The 20,456-nt window shown below is 71.1% G+C and carries 14 protein-coding genes; 3 read left to right on the top strand and 11 right to left on the bottom strand.

Translation table 11 applies throughout. The features are described 5' to 3' along the window. Nucleotides 1-44 precede the first annotated feature (44 nt). The 7 genes from Msi02_RS04990 to Msi02_RS04960 form a co-directional block, all read right to left on the bottom strand. Nucleotides 45-2,009: a VanW family protein gene (locus Msi02_RS04990; RefSeq protein ID WP_204047276.1), complete on the bottom strand. Its 1,965-nt coding sequence runs from the start codon at nucleotides 2,007-2,009 to the stop codon at nucleotides 45-47. A 244-nt stretch (nucleotides 2,010-2,253) separates the two neighbouring features. Further along, nucleotides 2,254-3,762, bottom strand: a complete 1,509-nt coding sequence (gene gatB, locus Msi02_RS04985; RefSeq protein WP_275414082.1) for an Asp-tRNA(Asn)/Glu-tRNA(Gln) amidotransferase subunit GatB — start codon at nucleotides 3,760-3,762, stop codon at nucleotides 2,254-2,256. Continuing rightward, nucleotides 3,759-4,349: a DUF4276 family protein gene (locus Msi02_RS04980; RefSeq protein WP_204047275.1), complete on the bottom strand. Its 591-nt coding sequence runs from the start codon at nucleotides 4,347-4,349 to the stop codon at nucleotides 3,759-3,761. The genes gatB and Msi02_RS04980 overlap by 4 nt, the downstream gene beginning before the upstream one ends. Next, the gene (locus Msi02_RS04975; protein WP_204047274.1) at nucleotides 4,346-5,527 is read right to left on the bottom strand and encodes an AAA family ATPase; all 1,182 of its coding nucleotides are present in this window, start codon (nucleotides 5,525-5,527) and stop codon (nucleotides 4,346-4,348) included. The genes Msi02_RS04980 and Msi02_RS04975 overlap by 4 nt, the downstream gene beginning before the upstream one ends. Nucleotides 5,528-5,552: 25 nt before the next feature. Continuing rightward, nucleotides 5,553-7,043: an Asp-tRNA(Asn)/Glu-tRNA(Gln) amidotransferase subunit GatA gene (gene gatA / locus Msi02_RS04970; RefSeq protein WP_204047273.1), complete on the bottom strand. Its 1,491-nt coding sequence runs from the start codon at nucleotides 7,041-7,043 to the stop codon at nucleotides 5,553-5,555. Next, nucleotides 7,040-7,339, bottom strand: coding sequence for an Asp-tRNA(Asn)/Glu-tRNA(Gln) amidotransferase subunit GatC (gene gatC / locus Msi02_RS04965; RefSeq protein WP_030506108.1), 300 nt, complete (start codon nucleotides 7,337-7,339; stop codon nucleotides 7,040-7,042). Before gatC ends, gatA begins: the two co-directional genes overlap by 4 nt. Nucleotides 7,340-7,489: 150 nt before the next feature. Beyond that, nucleotides 7,490-9,559, bottom strand: a complete 2,070-nt coding sequence (locus Msi02_RS04960) for a putative bifunctional diguanylate cyclase/phosphodiesterase (RefSeq protein WP_204047500.1) — start codon at nucleotides 9,557-9,559, stop codon at nucleotides 7,490-7,492. 362 nt (nucleotides 9,560-9,921) lie between these two features. On the opposite strand from Msi02_RS04960, the gene Msi02_RS44755 reads away from it, so the two are divergent. Together Msi02_RS44755 and Msi02_RS04950 are read left to right on the top strand one after the other, a co-directional pair. Beyond that, on the top strand, nucleotides 9,922-11,337 hold the full coding sequence (locus tag Msi02_RS44755; protein WP_204047272.1) for a glycoside hydrolase family 6 protein: 1,416 nt from the start codon (nucleotides 9,922-9,924) through the stop codon (nucleotides 11,335-11,337). A 177-nt stretch (nucleotides 11,338-11,514) separates the two neighbouring features. Next, nucleotides 11,515-12,948: an ATP-binding protein gene (locus Msi02_RS04950; RefSeq protein ID WP_204047271.1), complete on the top strand. Its 1,434-nt coding sequence runs from the start codon at nucleotides 11,515-11,517 to the stop codon at nucleotides 12,946-12,948. Between the two features lie 156 nt (nucleotides 12,949-13,104). Here Msi02_RS04950 and ligA read toward each other — a convergent pair whose 3' ends face one another. From ligA to Msi02_RS04930, 4 genes are all read right to left on the bottom strand, one after another. After that, nucleotides 13,105-15,318 (bottom strand): NAD-dependent DNA ligase LigA, encoded by a 2,214-nt coding sequence (ligA, locus tag Msi02_RS04945; protein ID WP_204047499.1) that lies wholly within the window; start codon nucleotides 15,316-15,318, stop codon nucleotides 13,105-13,107. A 405-nt stretch (nucleotides 15,319-15,723) separates the two neighbouring features. Then, the gene (locus Msi02_RS04940; protein WP_204047270.1) at nucleotides 15,724-16,185 is read right to left on the bottom strand and encodes a hypothetical protein; all 462 of its coding nucleotides are present in this window, start codon (nucleotides 16,183-16,185) and stop codon (nucleotides 15,724-15,726) included. A 130-nt stretch (nucleotides 16,186-16,315) separates the two neighbouring features. Further along, nucleotides 16,316-17,299, bottom strand: a complete 984-nt coding sequence (locus Msi02_RS04935; RefSeq protein ID WP_204047269.1) for an asparaginase — start codon at nucleotides 17,297-17,299, stop codon at nucleotides 16,316-16,318. Beyond that, entirely contained in the window at nucleotides 17,296-18,738 is a 1,443-nt protein-coding gene (locus Msi02_RS04930) for a purine-cytosine permease family protein (RefSeq protein WP_204047268.1), read from the bottom strand. Before Msi02_RS04930 ends, Msi02_RS04935 begins: the two co-directional genes overlap by 4 nt. Nucleotides 18,739-18,862: 124 nt before the next feature. Between Msi02_RS04930 and Msi02_RS04925 the strand changes: the two genes are divergently transcribed. Continuing rightward, nucleotides 18,863-20,425 (top strand): PucR family transcriptional regulator, encoded by a 1,563-nt coding sequence (locus Msi02_RS04925; protein WP_204047267.1) that lies wholly within the window; start codon nucleotides 18,863-18,865, stop codon nucleotides 20,423-20,425. Nucleotides 20,426-20,456: the final 31 nt, after the last annotated feature.

Genomic DNA, 20,456 nt, shown 5'->3' with positions numbered 1-20,456 from the left:
TCCTCTTGATCAGCGCCTCCTCTTGATCAGCGCCTTGCTCTTGATCAGCCGCAGACCACCCCGGCCCGGGCGCGGTAGGAGGCGCGGAAGGTCTGCCGGGAGACCACCTGACCGTCCTGCCGCAGCACCCGCGTCACCGCGGCGGTGAAACCGGGCTGCCCCTGCGTCGCCACGCAGCCGGACCCGTGACCGGTCACTGCGGGCAGCGACACCCGCTGCCCGACGACCGGCCCCTGCAGGTCCACGTCGTACCGCTTGGTGCTCCACAGCGTCACGGTCAGCGAAGTGCCGGTGGCGGACGCCTGGACGAGCACGCCGTACGGCGAGTCGTTCTTCCACCGCAGGTCGGGGCCGGGGAACGACACCGTGGCCTCGGTGCCGATCGGCAGGTGAGAGGCGTGGACCTCCGGCGGGGTGTGCTCGGCGACGCGAAGCCCCGCCCGGATCACGGCGTTCATCAGGGTGGTCGCGACCTGGGTCATCCCCGCCGCCTCCGTGCCGGCCCGGCCGTGAATCATGGTGGGGCCGATGCCGTCGAAGCCCGCCGCCGCGGTGCGCGGGCCGACGACCTCGTTGAACGAGAACGTCTCCCCCGGTTCCACCAGGCGGCCGTCGAGGAGCGCGGCGGCCGCGCGGATGTTGCCCGCGCTCTGCGGGCAGCAGGCGTAGGAGGTGGTGAAACGGCCGACCTCCTCCCGGACCCCCATCCGCTGCGCCGCGTCGTCGGTGACCCGCGGCGGCCCGTTCACGACCGCCACGGCCACCGTACGGCTGCCGCCGTCGAGGGCGGTCAGCACGTCCGCGGCGAGGCGGTCGGTGTCCACCCGGTCGCCCGGCCTGCCGGGCACCAGGACAGGCCGGCCGTCCTTGACCGTGAAAGTGGCGTCGCGGGCCGCCCGCGCGGTGCCGACCAGCGCGGGCTCGACGCCGGCGACCGCCCCCTCGGCATCGAAGCGCGGCCGCAGGACCGCGCCGTCGGGCGCGAACGTCAGGTGCCGCGCCAGTGTGGCCTGCGACAGGCTGACGGAGGCGGTTCCGTTGGTCAGCGTGAGCGGCGCGGCCACCGCACGTCTCGCCCAGCGCAGGGCGCGCCGCACCTCGGCACGGGTGATGTGCGGCAGGTCCGTCGACGTGGGCACCACGACGACGGCCTCGGGGTCGAGGTATCCCCTGACGATCTGGTCGGCCGTCGCTCTCCTGTCGATGACGCGGCCCTCTCGCGGATACCTCGCGACCGGGGTGACCCCGTCGAACGAGACGTCGCCCTCGCGCCCCGGGCGCTCCAGTGGCGCGGCGATGTGCCTGGCCACCACCTCGTCGAGTTTGCGGCGGTCCACCGACACGACCGGCTTCACCTCACGGCTGCCGGTCAGCGCGCTCCACACTTCCAGCGGGCTGGGGAAGCCTCCCGGCGCGGCGCGGACGGTGGCCTCGGCGTCGAGCATCAGACCGGCCTGCTGCGGGTCCACGGTCAGCCGCCGCGTGCCCTGCCGCACGATCAGCGGCGTCCTGACCTGGGCGTACAGCCGTTCGCGCAGCGTGGCGACGGCCTCGGCCCTGCTCTGCCCGCCGATGTCCACGCCGAGCACCATCGTGCCGGGCAGGACCTTCCCCGCCATCGAGACGGCCGGCACGAGATAGAGCGCCAGGAGCAGCACCGCCAGGCCGATCAGCGCACGGCGGAGCGTACGGCTCCGGGGAACGGGGTCCAGCAGTTCGAGGTCCGGCGGCGGGACGACAACGGGTTCGTCGGACGCCGGGCGCTCCGGGACCCGCCACGGCTCGACCGGCGGAGCCGGCGGCGGGAGGTTTCCGTTACCGGACGGCTTGACCGCCGGAGCGGCGGGAGCGGGAGGCTCGGCGAAGATGTCGGCCGACACCCCTCGCGGGAGGGCCGAGACCCCGCGGGGCAGCGAGGTGACGCGGCGCACCGGGTGTTTGTGCGGAGGAACGGACGCCGCCCCGGACGGATCCGTGGGCGGGTCGACGGACGCTCCGGCGTTACGCACGCCTCGGTCTCCTCCGGCTCAAGGTCAACTCCGATCAGTTAACCCTAAAACACCCTCCGCTGGATATGTCATGAAGCAACACCTTCCACGCTCGTGTCGGGAGCGATCCGGCCGGGACAGGCCGACGGCCGGCCACGCGGAACCGTGACCGGCCGTTTCACGCCCTGCTACAGGTGGCGTCCCGACGGCGCCTCACCGGATCCTTGCAAGGCGGCGCTCGTCAGGCATTCCCGTCAGGCATTCCCTAGCCCTGGACGCCGAGCTTCTCCAGGATCAGCTCACGGGCCCGGCCCGCGTCCGCCTTGCCCCGGCTGGCCTTCATCACGCCGCCGACCAGCGCGCCCACGGCAGCGATCTTCCCGCCGCGCACCTTCTCCGCGGCGTCGGCGTTGTCCGCCAGCACCTTGTCGATGATCGCCGACAGCTCGCCCTCGTCGCTGACCACCTGGAGACCGCGCTTCTCCACGACCTCGTCCGGGCCGCCCTCGCCGGCGAGCACGCCCTCGAGCACCTGGCGGGCCAGCTTGTCGTTCAGCGCGCCGGAGGCGACCAACTCGGTCACCCGGGCGACCTGCGCCGGGGTGATCGGCAGGTCGGCGAGCGCCGTGGCCGACTCGTTGGCCCGCCGGGCCAGCTCGCCCATCCACCACTTGCGCGCGTCGGCGGCGGGGGCGCCCGCGGCCACCGTGGCCTCGACCAGGTCGATCGCGTCGGCGTTGTGCATGGCGGCCATGTCCAGGTCGGACACGCCCCACTCCTGCTGGAGCCGCTTGCGCCGCGCCGACGGGAGCTCGGGCAGCGCCGCCTTCAGCGACTCGACCCAGGCCGGGTCGGGCGCGATCGGCAGCAGGTCGGGCTCGGGGAAGTAGCGGTAGTCCTGCGCCTCCTCCTTCGACCGCCCGGAGGTCGTCTGCCCGGTGTCCTCGTGGAAGTGGCGGGTCTCCTGCACGATCCGGCCGCCCTCGGCGAGGATGGCCGCCTGGCGCTCGATCTCCCCGCGGACCGCCCGCTCGACGCTGCGCAGCGAGTTGACGTTCTTGGTCTCCGTACGGGTGCCCCACTCGGCCGAGCCTCGCGGCATCAGCGAGACGTTCACGTCGCAGCGCAGCGAGCCCTGCTCCATCCGCACGTCGGACACGCCGAGGGAGCGCATCACCTCGCGCAGCTCGGTGACGTACGCGCGGGCGACCTCCGGGGCGAGCCGGTCGGTGCCCGCGATCGGCTTGGTCACGATCTCGACGAGCGGGATGCCGGCCCGGTTGTAGTCGACGATCGAGTAGTCCGCGCCGTGGATCCGCCCGGTCGCGCCTCCGACGTGGGTCGACTTGCCGGTGTCCTCCTCAAGGTGCACCCGCTCGATCTCCACGCGGACGATCTTCCCATCCACCTCGACGTCCAGGTAGCCGTCCGTGCACAGCGGCTCGTCGTACTGGCTGATCTGGTAGTTCTTCGGCATGTCCGGATAGAAGTAGTTCTTCCGGGCGAACCTGCACCACTTCGCGATGGTGCAGTTCAGCGCGAGGCCGATCCGGATCGTCGACTCGATCGCCTTCTCGTTGGCCACCGGCAGCGAGCCGGGCAGCGCCAGGCACACCGGGCAGACCTGCGTGTTCGGCGGCGCGCCGAAGGTCGTCGGGCAGCCGCAGAACATCTTCGAGGCGGTGCCCAGCTCGACGTGCGTCTCCAGCCCCAGCACCGGCTCGAAGCGCTCCAGCGCCTCGTCGTACGGCATGAGCGTCTCAGTGCTGCTCACAGGTAACCAAGTCCCTTCAATGCGTTCCTCGCGTCGGAGACCCAGTCCGCGTACGCGGGCACCTGGGCGAGGACGTCGAGGTCGATGTTACGAGCGATGTATTCGAAGTAGTCACGAACGGGTTTGCCGCGGCGCGGCGCCACCTCGGCAAGCACCTTTTTGGGATCCGCGATCTTCTCGACGTCCCGCGGGCGGGCGGGCAGCCGTCCGTGGTCGCTCCCGCTCAACCGGCGCCACACGCCGACGTCCGCGAGGAGCCACGCCTCGGTCTCCTGGATCGGCACCAGCGCGATCACCGGTGTGGGCAGTCCCGAGTTCCTCACGACGCGGTCCGCCTTGTCCCGCTCCCTGTGGTCGTTGTGCACGAAGAGCAGATGGCAGTCGCTCGCCAACTCGCGCAGTGCGCCGGTCATCCTGTCGTGATCGTAGATCGATCGGCAGGCGCCGATCTCGGTGCTCTCCACGTCGACCGCACAGCGAGAAGACTGCACGGTGAGTTCGCGAAGCTGCCGCGAGATCACGACGCCGAGGAAGACCTCGTCGGTCTCCCCCTCGGCGATAAGTCCGGGCACCAGGGGCCTGCTCATGGCACCTCGCCCACCGCGCTCAGATACTTGCGCACCTGGCGCGGAGAGACGAACGTGCCGGGCTCTCCCTCCGACCGTACCGGCTTGGCCACGGTGACCCGGGAGATCCGGTCGTTGTCGGGATCCACGCGTACGGCGGTGTCGAGGAAGACCAGCGCGTCCGGCCGGAGGCGGTACAGCTCAGAGACGACCACCGGCGAGTGCGTGGTGAGGATCACCTGCCGCAGCGGCCGGTTGACGCACTCCGGATCGTTGAGATCGGTGACCCTGCCCTGGATCCTGCGAAGCAGTTCCGCGAGGCGGCTGGGGTGCAGACCGTTCTCGATCTCCTCGATGAGTAGCACCCCCGCGTGATCCGGGTCGTGGAGCGCGGCCAGCAACGCGATGACCCTGAGCGTTCCGTCGGACAGCAGCGTGCTTGGTATCGCCCCCTGGCCGTCCACGAGCACGTCGAACGTCCACTCCTGGCGCCGCTCGTCCAGAATCGGCTCGATCCCGGTCAGATCCGGGATCAGCGCCACGAGGTCCACCAGCAGTTCCTCGATCGCCCCCTGCGTTTTGAGTCGCCCGAGGACGGTAGCCAGATTGCTCCCGTCCGCCCGCAGCGGTCCGTGATCCGCCGCCGACGACCAGCCCCTCAAGCGATCGGGGTCGGGCTGGTGCAAACGCCAGCTATCGAGTTCCGAACGCTGCAACCGCAGGTAGTGCCGAGGGCCGGATTTCTCCTCGTCGAGAACCCGCAGTGCCCGGGCCATCTCCAGCGCGGCCTCGGCGTGCTTCTCGATCCTCCACGGGGACAACCCGTCAAGAACGTCAACGGACTCTGGGCGGTCGAGCGCCAGCGATATCGGGATGCCGTCTTCGCCCAGATCCGCGCCGCTTCCGTGCCAGTCCGTGAAGAGCCCGTTCCCTATGGTCGTGACGGTGAGGGCATGAACCTCGAACCACGTCACCGGCCTGCCCTTGCTCACTCTGTGAAACAGCTCGTGCGGCCGTCCACGGCGGGACGCGAGCAGGGAATCCTCGTCGCCCCAGTTCGTATTGCGCAGGTACTCCAGCGCGTCGAACAGGTTGGACTTGCCGCTGGAGTTGGGGCCGACGAGGGCGAGGAACGGCGGGACGTCGAGCTTGAAGTCCAGGAAGGACTTGAAGCCGTCGATCTCGATGCGGGTGATCATGCCGCCGTTCCCCTCCCCTCGGCGACTAGAGCGCGGGCGCGCGGGACAGCAGCGGGCCGCCCCACCGGCTCTCGAAGGCCTTCTCCACGGCGGCGCCGACCCGGTAGCAGCGGTCGTCGGCCAGGACCGGGGCCATGACCTGCAGTCCGACCGGCAATCCGTCCTCGTCGGCCAGGCCGCACGGCACCGAGATCGCCGCGTTGCCGGCCAGGTTGGTCGGGATCGTGCACAGGTCGGCGAGGTACATCGCCATCGGGTCGTCGGCCCGCTCCCCGATCGGGAACGCGGTGGTCGGCGTGGTCGGCGAGACCAGCACGTCCACCTGCTGGAAGGCCGCCTCGAAGTCGCGCATGATCAGCGTGCGGACCTTCTGGGCCTGCCCGTAGTAGGCGTCGTAGTAGCCGGACGACAGGGCGTACGTGCCGAGCATGATGCGCCGCTTGACCTCGGGCCCGAAGCCGGCCGCCCGGGTCAGGGCCATGACCTCCTCGGCGCTGCGGGTGCCGTCGTCGCCGACGCGCAGGCCGTACCGCATGGCGTCGAAGCGGGCCAGGTTGGACGAGCACTCCGAGGGCGCGATCAGGTAGTACGCGGGCAGCGCGTACGTGAAGGTCGGGCAGGAGACCTCGACGACCTTGGCCCCGAGCGACTCCAGCAGTTCGACGGCCTCGTTGAACCGGGCGAGGACGCCGGGCTGGTAGCCCTCCCCGCCGAACTCCTTGACCACGCCGACCCGCATGCCCGCCACGTCGGCGTGCAGCGCGGCCTCGACGACCTGCGGGACCGGCGCGTCGATCGAGGTCGAGTCGAGCGGGTCGTGGCCCGAGAAGGCCTCGTGCAGCAGCGCCGCGTCGAGCACGTTGCGGGCGAACGGACCGGGCGTGTCGAGCGAGGACGCGAACGCGATCAGCCCGTAGCGGGACGAGCCGCCGTACGTCGGCTTCATGCCGACGATGCCGGTCACCGCCGCGGGCTGCCGGATCGAGCCGCCGGTGTCGGTGCCGGTGGACAGCGGGGCCTCGTAGGCGGACACCGCGGCCGACGAACCGCCGGAAGAACCGCCGGGGATCCGGGACAGGTCCCAGGGGTTGTGCGTCGGGCCGTACGCCGAGTTCTCCGTGGACGACCCCATGGCGAACTCGTCCAGGTTGGTCTTGCCGAGGATCACCAGGCCCGCCTCGCGCAGGCGGCGGGTCACGGTCGCGTCATACGGCGGCTGCCAGCCTTCGAGGATCTTCGAGCCGGCGGTCGTCGGCATGCCGGTCGTGGTGAACACGTCCTTGTGCGCGATCGGCACCCCGGCGAGCGGCCCGAGGGTCTCACCGGCGGCGATGCGCTCGTCGACCGCGCGGGCCTGCGCCAGCGCGGACTCCGCGTCCACGTGCAGGAAGGCGTTGACCCGGCCGTCGACCTCGGCGATCCGGTCGAGGTGGGCCTGGGCGACCTCGACGGCGGTGACCTCTCGGGAGGCGACCAGCGCGCCGAGCTCGGCGGCGGTCTTGCGAATCAAGCTCATTCTTCCTCCCCGAGGATCCGCGGCACGCGGAAGCGGTCGTCCTCCACGGCGGGCGCGCCGGACAGGGCGCCCTCGGGCGTGAGGCCGGGCCGTACGTCGTCGGGCCGGAACACGTTGGTCAGCGGAAGCGCGTGCGAGGACGGCGGGATGTCGTCGGCCGCCACCTCCGCGACGCGGGCGACGGCGCCGACGATCTGGTCGAGCTGGGCGGCGAAGTGGTCGAGCTCGTCGTCGGCCAGTGCCAGCCGGGACAGCCGGGCGAGGTGAGCGACCTCATCGCGGGTTATGGCGGACATGAGTCGTCGAACCCGTTTCATGATGGAGATTGGACCTACCCATCCTAGGGCTCGACACCGAGCGCGGCCGACCCGACGACGCCGCGTCACATGGTCTTAATGCGGCGCCCGCGTCGTGGCCCGTTCGGTGTGGGGGCTCAGTGTTGGGGCTCAGTGCGGCGCGAGACGGGCGCCGCCGCCCTCGCGGTCCCGGAAGGCGGCGCTGAGCCGGCCGCGCAACCAGGTGGTCGCCTCGCTCGCGGGCATGGGCTTGGCCAGCCACCACCCCTGGCCCGCGTGGCAGCCCATCTCCCGCAGCAGCGTCGCGACCTCCGGTGACTCGACCCCCTCGGCGACCGACCTCAGCCCGAGGGACCGTACGAGGTCGATGATCGAGCGGACGATCCGCTCGTCGTCCGGCGACTCCCCGAGCCGCCGTACGAACGACGCGTCGATCTTGACCTCGGAGACCGGGAGCCGCTGGAGCCGGACCAGGGAGGAGTAGCCGGTGCCGAAGTCGTCCAGGGCCAACTGGATGCCGAGGCCGGCCAGGGTGCGGATGGCCTCGGCACTGTAGGCCTGGTCGGTCATGAGGATGCGCTCGGTGACCTCCAGCCGGATGGCCTCGGGAGGCAGGTCGAGCTTCTCCAAGCCGGACTCCAGTTGCTCGGGCAGGCTCGAATCCAGCAGATCGCGGGCCGACACGTTGACCGAGACCGGCACATCGATGCCCGCGTGCCACCACCGGGCCGCCTGCCGCAGCGCGTGGCCGATGACGTGCTGGGTGAGCTCGCGCATCAGGTACGACTGCTCGGCCAGCGGGATGAACTCGGCGGGCGAGATCGGCCCGCGCACCGGGTGCCACCAGCGCAGCAGCGCCTCGATGCTCTCGACCCTGCCGTCCTCCAGGCTCACCTTGGGCTGATAGTGGAGCTCCAGCTCGTCGGCGTCGATCGCCCGGCGCAGGTCGCCGAGCAGGCTCAGCCGTTCCGGCGAGTTGCGGTCCTTGCCCGGCAGGTAGAACTCGACACCGGTGCGGCCCTCCTTGGCCAGGTACATCGCCACGTCGGAACGTTGCATGAGCAGCTCGAAGTCCGGCGCGTGGTCCGGGTAGAGCGCGATGCCGATCGACGCGTCGAGGTCGAAGGTCATGCCCTCGAGGCGTACCGGCTCGGTCAGTGCGACCCGCAGCCGCGAGGCGACCTCCTTGGCCGCGTGGGCGTCCCTGATCGACGGCAGCAGCACCGCGAACTCGTCCCCGCCGAGGCGGGCCACCACGTCGCCGGGCCGCACGCTGTGGGTGAGCCGGTGGGCCACGATCTGCAGCAGCCGGTCGCCGACAGGATGGCCGAGCGTGTCGTTGACCTCCTTGAAGCGGTCGAGATCGAGCAGCAGCAGCCCCACCCGCTCGTGCTCGCGCGCCTCGGCGAGGGCCTCCTCGGTGCGCAGGATGAGCATCTTGCGATTCGGCAGGCCGGTGAGCCCGTCGTGGGTCGCCTGGTGGTCGCGGCGCAACGAGAGCGTCGCGGTGAAGTAGACCGCGGTCAGCGGCGCGACGAACAGCGGCACCAGGGCCGTGGAGTGCGCCATGACGACCACGACCAGCGGCGCGAGGCCGAGCAGCGCCCCGTAGACGAGGGCCTGCGGGCCGATCGACGCCTTCATCACCCGGACCAGCGGCCGGCGCTCGTGCAGCGCCACCGCCTGGCAGACCAGGATCGCGCGGACCGCGAAGTACGCCGCCGCGGCCAGCGCGATGGCGGGGATGTCCCCGCCGTCGGGCGTCCAGGGCGCGCGGGGAGCCGGATGCGCGCCGAACGCGGCGAAGGCCGCCGCGGCCGCCGTGCAGGCCAGGGTCACCTGCGCGAGGTTGAACAGCACCCGGTGCCAGGCTCTGCGGTGCACCAGCCCGCTGACCACCACGGCGACCGCCTGCATCAGCACCGCCGTCGGCAGGCCCTGGTACATCAGCACGGCGAAGGTGAACATCGTGGAGGTCGGCGTGCCCCCGACCAGCGTCGAGGAGCTGAACATGACCGGGCGCAGCTCGCCCAGCACCACCAGGACGGTCAGCATCCAGAACAGCGGAGTGCGGGCCACCTCGCTCAGCTCGCCGAAGCCGAGCCGTACCTGCGTGATCACCAGAGCGGTGACGCCGACGGCGGTGACCGCCGTGAGGTAGGCCCACAGGGGCGAGCCAGGGCGCGGTCCGGTGTCCCGGGTGTCGACGGGCGTGGACATTTCGCCCAGGTCGACGGCGGGCAGGAGGACGCGTGGCACCCCGGCAAGCGGCATAAGACCGCGTGAAAGCGTCATCGGTAAGAAACCCCCCAAGAGGTCACTATGGGAGGGTACGGCCTCTGGGCCACTTCGCGAAACCGCTTGGGCACACTGCGTCACCATGATTTCTGGAGATATCACGGTCTGACCGGACTTGCGGTGAAAGTTTCAAATGCTCCACAGGTCCGATCCCCCGCCCGCCTGCGCCGATTAGGTTGGCCGTCCAGACAAACCCCAGGCGACCCTTCTTGGACCCGCCATCGGCTCCCTACCATCCGAGAGACCTGTGGGAGCGCTCCCACACTACCGGACGGAGTATTTCCATGTCTCGCAGATTGACGGCGGCTGTGCTCACAGCGGTCGCCACGGCCGCGGTGGGAGCGTCCGTGCTCACCTCCTCCGCCGCACAGGCCGCCGACTCCGCCTTCTACGTGGATCCGACGACCAACGCCGCCAAGTGGGTGGCCGCCAACCCCGGTGACAGCAAGACCCCGGTGATCAGGGACCGCATCGCCGCCGTCCCGCAGGGCCGGTGGTTCGCCAGCTACAACCCCTCGACCGTGCGCGGCCAGGTCGACGCCTACGTCGGCGCCGCCGCGTCCGCCGGAAAGATCCCGATCGTCGTCGTGTACGAGATGCCGAACCGCGACTGCGGCGGCGCGAGCGCCGGCGGGGCGCCCGACCACGCGTCGTACCGCGCCTGGATCGACCAGGTCGCCGCGGGTCTCGGCGGGCGGCCCGCCTACATTATCCTGGAGCCCGACGCCCTGTCGATCATGCCGAACTGCATGAGCGCCTCCCAGCAGGCCGAGGTCCAGGCCTCCATGGCGTACGCCGGGAAGAAGTTCAAGGCCACCTCCCCGAACGTCAAGGTCTTCTTCGACGCGGGCCACGACGCCTGGGTGAGCGCCTCCGACATGGCCAACCGGCTGAGGGGCGCCGACATCGCCAACAGCGCGGACGGCATCTCGCTCAACGTCTCCAACTACCGCTTCACCTCGGGCCTGGTCTCCTACGCCAAGAGCGTCCTGTCGGCCGTCGGCGCGCCGAACCTGAAGGCCGTGATCGACACCAGCCGCAACGGCAACGGCCCGGCGGGCAGCGAGTGGTGCGACCCGGCCGGCCGCGCCACCGGCACCTGGAGCACCACGAACACCGGCGACTCGGCGATCGCGGCATACCTGTGGGTCAAGCCTCCGGGCGAGTCCGACGGCTGCATCGGTCCCGCGGGCCAGTTCGTGCCGCAGCGGGCCTACGACCTGGCGATGGCCGCCCCGTACACCCCCTCGCCGTCCCCGTCACCGTCCCCGACCCGGTCCCCGTCGCCCTCGCCGTCGCCGTCCCCCTCGGCGTCGCCGTCGCCGTCCCCGTCTCCGTCGGCCTCGCCCTCCGCGTCGCCGTCGCCGTCTCCGTCGCCGACCTTCACCGGCGACCGGGGCTGTACGGCGGTCTACAAGGTCGTCAGCTCGTGGCAGGGCGGCTTCCAGGGTGAGGTCACCGTGACCAGCGCGGGCGCCTCGGCGATCAACAACTGGACCGTGAAGTGGACGATGCCCGGCGGGCAGTCCATCAGCCAGTCGTGGAACGCCAACCTGACCGGCAGCACCGGCAGCATCACGGCCTCGAACCTGAGCTGGAACGGCAGCCTCGCGCCGGGTGCGAGCGCCACGTTCGGCTTCCTCGCTAGCTCCAGCGGGACCCCGTCCACCCCGTCCCCCCTGGTCTGCACCACCTCCTGACCCTCACCGCACAGTCCAGGCGTGCCGTACGGCTCCCCAGCCGTACGGCACGCCTTTTGTTGAATGAGGAGGGCGCGGTCTCGGCCTCTGTGAAAGCCCGCTGCCAGGACTGCAGGACGCACACAATGTAAGATCGCATCTACGTTAGATTGATTCTACGTATGATCGAGGCGACTAATGGAGTTCAAGGGGAGAGCCGCCGATCTCGAGCTACTCGATCGGCAGTTGCGGCAGGTGACGGAGGGGTCAGGCGGCACTCGCGGGCGCGCTGTGATCATGACCGGCCGACGCCGGGTGGGGAAATCGCGACTGGTTCAGGAGTTCTGCGACCGCGTCGGCGTGCCGTATGTGGTCTTCCAGGCCACCCGGGGCCGCAACCCAGTGGCAGAGCGCTCCGACTTCCTCGCCATGCTTGGGCAGTCCGCCCTACCGGGGGCCGAGTTGATCGCCGGGGTACAGGCCGGAGACTGGAACCAGGCACTACGCGCGCTGGCCGTGGCCGTGCCCGACCAGGCACCCAGCATCGCGGTGATCGACGAGGTGCCGTGGCTGGTGGAGCAGGACCACGAATTCGAGGGGGCATTGCAGACGATCTGGGATCGGCACCTGTCCGCCAAGCCGGTGCTGCTCATCCTGGTCGGCAGCGACCTGTCGGTGATGGAGGCGCTGCAGTCCTATGGCCGCCCCTTCTTCGGTCGCGCCGCGAAGATGACCGTCCAGCCACTTCACCCTGCGGATGTGGCCGTCATGACCGGACTGGATGCTGCCGACGCCATCGACGCCTTCCTGATCACCGGCGGTTTTCCCGAGGTGGTCCAGGCGTGGCAGCCCGGCATGAACCGCGTCGATTACCTGCGGGAATCGTTGGCCAATCCGCTGTCCGCGCTGCTGATGGCCGGTGAGCTGTCGTTGCTCGGCGAGTTTCCCGAGACCTCCCACTCGCGTGCGGTCCTGTCGGCGGTGGGCAGCGGGGAGCGCACGTTCTCCGCCATCGCGACCGAAGCGGGTGGTGCCACCCCCCTGGCCTCCGGCACGCTTTCCCCGCTGCTGTCCACTCTCATCGACAAGCGGGTGCTGGCCGTAGACACCCCGCTGTCGACCAAGCCGGACACGAAGAACAAGCGTTATCGCATCGCCGATCCGTATCTGCGATTCTGGCTCGCCTTCCTCGACCGCGGCATTCCGCTGGTCGAACGCGGCCGGGGCGAACGTGTCCTGGCCGCCATCGAACGCTCCTGGACCTCCTGGCGTGGCCGCGCTGTCGAGCCCGTCGTCCGTGAGGCCCTGCTGCGGCTGTTGCCCGACGACCGATGGCCCGAGACCGAGGCCATCGGCGGATGGTGGAACCGCCGGAACAACCCCGAGATCGACCTCGTCGGGGCGGACCGCGAGCCGGTCGCGCGGCGCGTGCACTTCCTCGGCTCGATCAAGTGGCTGGAGAACGGGTCCTTCGGCCGCCATGAGTACGAGAGCCTGGTGCGCGACATGCTCGCCGTCCCCGGCGCCGACCCCACGACTCCGCTGGTGGCCGTTTCCCGCTCCGGTGTCGATGACGCCCTGCCGCTCGCCGCGCGTTGGGGCCCCGAAGACCTGCTGGCCGCCTGGCCGTGACAGCGGCGGTTCGCTCATCGCTCGACTGGATTCGTCTCCCGATGGCGCTGATCCGCCTCACGGTCGTCGCGATCCCGCCCGCACCGGGGCTGCGCCCTGATCCGCCGGCGCCGCCCCAGCCCGCTCCCATCGCCTCAGCAGCTCCGAGGCAGGTCGTCACTCCTCGGGGGTGACGGCGACGGCGCGGGCGGCGTCGGGGCCCTTGTCGAGGAGGACGTGGAAGCCTTCCTCGTCGAGGATCGGAACGCCGGCCTTGACCGCCTTGTCGTACTTCGAACCGGGGTTGTCCCCCACCACCAGGAAGCTCGTCTTCTTCGACACCGACGAGGTGACCTTGCCGCCCCTGGCGCCGATGGCCTCGGCGGCCTCGTCGCGGCTGAAGTCGGTCAGCGTCCCGGTGACGACGAAGGTGAGTCCCTCCAGCGGACGCGGCCCCTCGTCGGCGGGCGACTCGTCGGCCATCCGGACCCCGGCGGCCCGCCACCTCTCGATGATCTCCCGGTGCCAGTCGACCGCGAACCATTCCTTGATGGTCGCGGCGACCCTCGGGCCGATGCCCTCCACCGCCGCCAGCTCCTCCTCGGACGCGTTGGCGATGGCGTCGATCGAGCGGAACTCCGCGGCCAGCGCGCGGGCCGTGGGCGGCCCGATGTGCCGGATCGTCAGCGCCACGAGCACCCGCCACAGCGGCTGGTCCTTCTTCTCCTTCAACTGCTGGAGGATCAGCTCGGCGTTCTTGCTCGGCTCACCCGAGATGTTGGCGAAGAAGGAGACGACCTTCGGCTCGCCGGTCTCCGGATCGGTCTTCGGCAGGCCGGTGTCGGGGTCGCGGACCACCGACCTGATCGGCAGCAGCTTCTCGATGGTCAGGTCGAACAGGTCGGCTTCCGTGCGGACCGGCGGCTCCTGCGGCGGCAACGGCTGGGTCAGCGCGGTCGCCGCGACGTAGCCAAGACCGTCGATGTCGAACGCGTTGCGCCCGGCCGCGAAGTAGATGCGCTCACGCAGTTGCGCGGGGCAGGAGCGGGCGTTCGGGCAGCGCAGGTCGGCGTCGCCCTCCCGCTCGTAGGCCAGTTCTGTGCCGCACTCGGGGCAGTGCGTGGGCATGACGAACTCCCGCTCGCCGCCCTGCCGCAGGTCCACCACCGGACCGACGATCTCGGGGATGACGTCGCCCGCCTTGCGCAGCACCACGGTGTCGCCGATGAGCACGCCCTTGCGCGCGACCTCCGAGGCGTTGTGCAGCGTCGCGCGCTCCACGGTGGACCCGGCCACCACCACCGGCTTCATCACGCCGAACGGCGTGACCCGGCCCGTCCTACCCACTCCGACCTGGATGTCGAGGAGCTTGGTGGTGACCTCCTCGGGCGGGTATTTGAACGCGATGGCCCAGCGCGGCGCCCGGCTGGTCGAACCCAGCTGCCGTTGCACCGGAATCCGGTCGACCTTGACCACCACGCCGTCGATCTCGTACTCCGGGTCGTGGCGATGGTCGTTGTAGTAGGAGATGAACTCGCGGATCTCGTCGAGGCTCTCGACCACCTTGTAGCGGTCGCTGACCGGGAGTCCGAAGTCACGCAGCCGCTCGTAGACGGCCGACTGGGTGGCGGGCAGCGGGCCGCCGCCCTCCCACTTGCCGACGCCGTGCACGATCATCCGTAGCGGCCGCTGCGCGGTGACGCGCGGGTCCTTCTGCCGCAGCGAACCGGCGGCCGAGTTGCGCGGGTTCGCGAACGGCGGCTTGCCCGCGTCCATGAGCTGCTCGTTGAGCTTCTTGAAGCCCTCGACCGGCAGGAAGACCTCGCCGCGCACCTCCAGCAGGTCGGGGACGTCGTCCCCGTTGAGCCGATGCGGCACGTCGCCGAGCGTGCGGATGTTGGGGGTGATGTCGTCGCCGGTGCGCCCGTCGCCGCGGGTCGCGCCCCGCACCAGGCGACCCTTCTCGTACACGAGTGCCACGGCCAGGCCGTCGATCTTCAGCTCGCACAGGTAGGGCCCGGGGTCGGCCTCGATCAGCCGCTCGGCCCTGGCCTGCCAGCCGGCGAGGTCGGCGTCGTTGAAGGCGTTGTCGAGGCTCTCCAAGCGCTGGAGATGGGTGACGGGGGCGAACTCCGTGGAGATCGGCGCCCCCACCTTCTGGGTGGGCGAGTCCGGCGTGCGCAGGTCGGGATGCGCCTCCTCCAGCGCGAGGATCTCCCGCATCCAGCCGTCGTACTCGGCGTCGCTCACCGTGGGCGAGTCGAGCACGTAGTAGCGCCAGTTGGCGTTCTCGATCAGCTCCGCGAGCTCGGCGTGCCGTTCCCGCGCCTCGGCCGGTGCGCTCTGTGCTTCTCCGCCGGCGCTCCCGGTGGTCTCGGCGGCACCCGTCACGCTCTCGACCTCGCTCGCGGCCTCCGCGTGCCCGGCGGCCTCGTCCGCGAGCTCGGTGCCGTCGAGCTCAGTGCCATCGAGCCCGGTGCCGTCGAGCTCAGTGCCGTCGAGCCCGTCAGTCCGGTCAGCCCTGTCGGTCACGTCGCCCGTCTCCCCTCGTCAGACACCCAGGGCAACCGTATCTCCGGCGACCGACAGTTCGCGAAGGACGGGGCGGGAGCCGCACCGAGGACGTGGGCGACTCCCGCCGGACCGCTCCGGCGAGAGAGCCGCTCCAGACCGCGCGGCCCCTCGTTTCAGGAGCGATCGAGAATTACGGTAGACCGCTTGCAGCCCACTTTCATTCCTTTTTGTCCGGGTGTACTCGGGCCGGTCGCCGTGGATGGAGAGAGACCGGCCCGAGGGTCAACCTCCCTGGGTCCAGACCCGTTCCCAGCGAGAGCACTTGCCGGTGATCCGGGTCGCGCTGCCCCGGCAGACCATGGCCTTGGCCAGCAGCATGTACCCGGCGTTCACCGTGAACGTCCGCGAAGTGGACTGGGAGCAGTTGCGGTAGGTCGCCGTGCGGTACTTCCCGCGGTCGGTGAGCCACTTGATCTTCACCCACGAACAGGTCCTGGCCCCGCCCGCGTCGTAGAGGTCGCCGACGACGCGCAGGCCCGACGAGCCCGACCGGACGTACCCGTTCGCCCAGCCCTTGGTGTCGGTGGACGCCGTCGGCCCCCATTCCCAGGTCTCCGCCGCGGACACGGACGACGCCGCCGACGACCCGGAGGCCGCGGCGGGCGCCGCGACGAGACCGGCGGCCAGAGCGGCGGACAGCCCGGCGGCGGCGAGAGGGAGCAGAAGGCGCGGGGCGCTTCGCATGGTCTTTCTCCTGAACGTCTGAACTTCCAGCACGTCAAGAGATACGTGACAAGGCTTGTGAATCACTTGGGGATGAGCTGGGAGGCCGCTTGGATCACCTCGCACACCCCTCGCGCGTGTGCTCGTCCGTTCAGACGGTGAGGTGTGGCCCGAGCCGGGCCAGCGCCTCGGCGGGCCCGGGCTCGGCCGCAAGGGCGGCGGCGAGCAGCAGCCGGGCCTTGGGCGCGGCGAGCGATCCGGCGAAGACGGCGCCCGCCTCCCGCAGGGTGGCTCCGCCTCCCGCCCCGTACACCGGTAGCGACGGACCGGCATGGCAGCGCGAGGTTACGAGCACGGGGATGCCCGCCGCGACACACGCGCGGACCTCGCCGAGCAGGCCGGAGGTCGGGTTGCCCGCTCCCAGTGCCTCCAGGACGAGCCCGCGTGCGCCCGCCGCCCGGGAGGCGGCCACATGGACGCCGTCGGCGCCGAGGTAGGCGGGCACGATGTCCACCCGGGCCTCCAGGCCCCCGAGCTCCGCCAGGGTGAACCCGGGGAGACGTTCGGGCCTGGCGGCGATATGGACGCGCTCGCCGTGCACGCGGCCGACGGGACCGTAGCCGGGCGAGTCGAAGGCGTCGAGCGCCACCGTGTCGGCCTTGGTCGCGTGCCGTGCGGCGTGGACCCGTCCGGCCATGACGATGACGGCGCCCAGCCCCCTGCCCGCGGTCGCGGCGGCGACCCGCAGGGCGTCCGCGAGGTTGCGCGGCCCGTCGCCGTCCGGCTCGCCCGCGTGCCGCTGCGCCCCGGTGAACACCACGGTCCGGCCGGCGCCCAGGAGCAGGTCCACGAAGAACGCGGTCTCCTCCATCGTGTCGGTGCCGTGGGTCACGACGACCCCGTCCACATCCGGGTCGGCGACCGCCGCGGCGACCCGTTCCGCGATCCGCAGCATGCCGTCCAGCGTGAGGTTGAAGCTGTGGACGAGCATCGCCTCGTCCACCTCGACGGTCACGGCCGGTCCTCCGGCCGCGCCGACCAGGTCACGGCCGGAGACGGCCACGCTTACCGCGCCGCCGCCCGGCACGGAGGCGATCGTGCCTCCGGTGGTGATGACGCGGATCCGCGCGCTCATCGGGACAACGCCTCCTCCCGCTGCGGGGACGTACGGCCGGTCCTGGCCCGGGCGAGCAGGTAGTAGAGCCCGCCCGCGACGAGGCCGCCGGCGAGCCACGAGAAGTCGGTGTCGTTCAGCGCCCGGGCGATGGGGCCCTGGGTCGCGGGCACCATGCCGAACTGCCAGCTCCACGCCGCGAGCAGGCCCAGCCCGAGACTGATCAACGCGGGCCGGCCGGTCCCGCCGCCGGACAAGGCGTCGTCGCGGTAGAGGGAGAGCACGTCGATCCGGCCACGGCGCAGGAGGAAGAAGTCGACCAGGACGATGCTCGCCCACGGGCTGATCCACACCAGGATCGAGACCATCCAGTTGTCGAAGGCGTGGGCGAAGCTGTCGGCCCGGACGAACACCGCGAGCACGACGGACGCCACGAGGCCCGCGATGAGGGTGAGCTTCCACCGTGCGATCCGGATGCCGACGGACAGGGCGGCGAGCGAACAGGAGTAGAGGTTGAGGATGTTGGTGGCGACCGGCCCATGCATGATCAGCAGGAGCACGGGAATCGCCATCACCCCGAAGGTGCTCGTCACCAGGCCGGCGGGGTCCGCTCCGCTGCCCGAGGCGGCCAGGTACGCCCCGAGCGCGGCCAGCCACACGGTCGGCACGTACATGCCGAGCGCGGTTGACCAGAACACGGACCGGGCGGACGCACCGGCCCGGACGAAGCGGCTGTAGTCGGCGGAGTAGGGCAGCCAGGTGATCCCCCAGCCGACGCCGATCGCGGTGAGGAGCTGCGTGACCGCGGTGATCTTCGATTCCGGCGCCGCCGCGGCGGTCGTCCACTGCGGGTCGGCCTGGCTCACCGCGAGGACGGTCATGAGGGCCATGAGCGCCACGGTGGCCGGCACGGTGTACTTCTCGAAGGTGCGGATGGCGTAGAAGCCGTACAGCGCCAGGACGAGCTGGACGCCCATGATGACGGCGGCCACCAGATACTTCAGGCCGGTGCCGCCCTGGATCCCCATCTGCGCGAGGGTCGCCAGCACGAGGTCGAGCACGACCCAGGTGTTGACCCCGACCCAGCCCATGGTCAGCAGACCCTGGACGAGGCCCGGCACGATCGCCCCCCGGCGCCCGAAGGCCGCGCGACCGAGCACCATCTGGTTGACCCCGGTGCGATGTCCCATGACGTTGAACAGGCCGAACACGGCGCAGCCCACCAGGTTGCCCACGGCCACGACGACGATGGTCTCGATCAGGCTGAGGCCCAGGGTGACGCCGAGGGCGCCGAGGACCCAGTTGATAGGCGCGATGTTGGCGCCCGTCCAGATCCAGAACTGTTGCCACGGCGTGGAGTCGCGTGCCGAGGGGGAGATGGGCTCGATGCCGTGGGAGTCGAAGCGGACCGAGTCCGCCGAGCCGGAAGGAGAGGGGCCGGTAGGAGGGGGGTTGTGCATGGCTGCTCCTGATAGTGCTGGCGTCACACGCTGGTGTGACACCCACCACACAAGCAGGTGGGACAGAGGCCGGTAAGTGGACGAAGCTCTAGTAATCAACCCGACCACTGTGTACATTCACACGGTGTTCACGCTGCGGTCCCTGGTCGCGAACGCGTCGCTGAAGCTGAAGGTGCTGGTGCCCGGCCCGGAGGGCGCCCTGGACGAGCCCGTCGCGTGGGTCCACAACACCGAGCTCCCCGATCCCTCCCCGTACGTCAGGGAGCGAGAGCTGGTGCTGACCAACGGCCTGTGGGCGGGGCAGGCGAGCGCCGCCGAGTTCGTGGCGAACGTACGGCTGGCGAGGGCCGCGGGAATCGTCTTCGGGCTGCGCCCGCAGACCCCGAGCACGCCGCCGGAGCTGGTGAGCGCCTGCCGGGACGCCGGCCTGCCGCTGCTGGAGATCGCCCCGGCGGTGCCGTTCACGGAGGTCTCCCAGGCGGTCTCCGCCATGTACACGGACCAGCGCCAGCAGGCCCTGGTCGGAATGGTCCGCAGGGGCGACGCCCTGGCGACCGCGATCTCGCGTGGGGCGGGCCCCTCCGGCGTGCTCGACGTACTCCGGCGGGACCACGACCTGCCTCTCGCCGTGGTCGACCGGATGGGCCGGGTGCTGGCGGCGGCGGGGGCCGACCTCGACGACGCCCAGGCGCGAGCGGTGGCCGCCGGGCTGGCCCGCAGGCCGCCGCCCCTGGAGCTGAAGCTGGAGCTGGACCGAGGCGAGACCCTCGCCGCGCTCTTCCCCGTGGGAGCGGTGGGCGACGTCGACGCGGCACTCATCTGCCTGCGCCCGTTGTCCGGCCTCGAACCTGCCGAGCAGGCGGCGCTGGAGCAGGCGGCCAGGTTCCTCAGCCTCGAGGTGGCCAAGCAGCAGGCGGTGCAGGCCATCGAGATGCGCTTCGCGGGCGAACTGCTGGAGATGGTGCTGTCCGGCGGGCGCACGGCCGAGGTGGCCGGCAGGCTGCAGGCGTTCGGCGTGGACGCGGCGGGGCCGCTGGCCGTGTTCGCGCTGGCCTTCTCCGGGCCGGAGCCCGCCACGACGCACGGCCTTGCCGAGCTGGCCGGCGAGTTCCTCTCCGCCGCCGGGATCCCCGCGTTGGTGGCCGGAGGGACGCAGGACGTCGTGTCCGTGCTCTCCTGGCGGCATCCCGAGCCCGAGCTCCCCCTGCTCGCCGAGCGCCTTCTGGCGGCCGTGAACAGGCGTTTCCCGGGCCGGCGGGCGGTCGCGGGGCTCGGCGGGGTGGCTCCGCACGCGGCGGGGCTCCGGCAGCCGCTGCTGCACGCGCGGGAGGCGTGCCGGGTGCTCCGGCGATCCCCCCACGGACCGGCGGTTCGCGGCTTCGCCGAGCTCGGCACACACCGGCTGCTGCTCGGGCTGGTGGACTCCGAGACGCTGCGCGGCTTCTCCCGCGACTTGCTCGGTCCCCTCCGGGAGCACGACGATCGCCGCGGGAGCGACCTGGAAGCGACGCTGCGTACTTTCCTCGATCACGACGGGCAGTGGGCGGCCACGGCGGCGGCCCTGCACATCCACGTCAACACCCTGCGCAACCGGCTGGCGAAGATCGCCGAGTTGACCGGCAGGGACGTGGGACGCACAGAGGACCGCGTCGACCTGTTCCTCGCCCTCGCCGCCGAGACGAGCTGAGCAACACTGCCGACCGCGCCCGCGAACGGCG

Source organism: Microbispora siamensis (genome assembly GCF_016863095.1).
GTDB lineage: Bacteria > Actinomycetota > Actinomycetes > Streptosporangiales > Streptosporangiaceae > Microbispora > Microbispora siamensis.
Note: the sequence above shows the minus strand (reverse complement) of the source record. Positions and strands in the feature narration are given on the sequence as shown.

Bases quoted from the DNA above. Each gene is read 5' to 3' on its own strand.
- gatC (WP_030506108.1), bottom strand. From the start codon at position 7,339: ATGTCCGCCATAACCCGCGATGAGGTCGCTCACCTCGCCCGGCTGTCC.
- Msi02_RS04980 (WP_204047275.1), bottom strand. From the start codon at position 4,349: ATGAGCAGGCCCCTGGTGCCCGGACTTATCGCCGAGGGGGAGACCGAC.
- Msi02_RS04930 (WP_204047268.1), bottom strand. From the start codon at position 18,738: ATGCACAACCCCCCTCCTACCGGCCCCTCTCCTTCCGGCTCGGCGGAC.
- Msi02_RS04950 (WP_204047271.1), top strand. From the start codon at position 11,515: ATGGAGTTCAAGGGGAGAGCCGCCGATCTCGAGCTACTCGATCGGCAG.
- Msi02_RS04935 (WP_204047269.1), bottom strand. From the start codon at position 17,299: ATGAGCGCGCGGATCCGCGTCATCACCACCGGAGGCACGATCGCCTCC.
- Msi02_RS04940 (WP_204047270.1), bottom strand. From the start codon at position 16,185: ATGCGAAGCGCCCCGCGCCTTCTGCTCCCTCTCGCCGCCGCCGGGCTG.
- Msi02_RS04975 (WP_204047274.1), bottom strand. From the start codon at position 5,527: ATGATCACCCGCATCGAGATCGACGGCTTCAAGTCCTTCCTGGACTTC.
- Msi02_RS04960 (WP_204047500.1), bottom strand. From the start codon at position 9,559: ATGTCCACGCCCGTCGACACCCGGGACACCGGACCGCGCCCTGGCTCG.
- Msi02_RS44755 (WP_204047272.1), top strand. From the start codon at position 9,922: ATGTCTCGCAGATTGACGGCGGCTGTGCTCACAGCGGTCGCCACGGCC.
- gatA (WP_204047273.1), bottom strand. From the start codon at position 7,043: ATGAGCTTGATTCGCAAGACCGCCGCCGAGCTCGGCGCGCTGGTCGCC.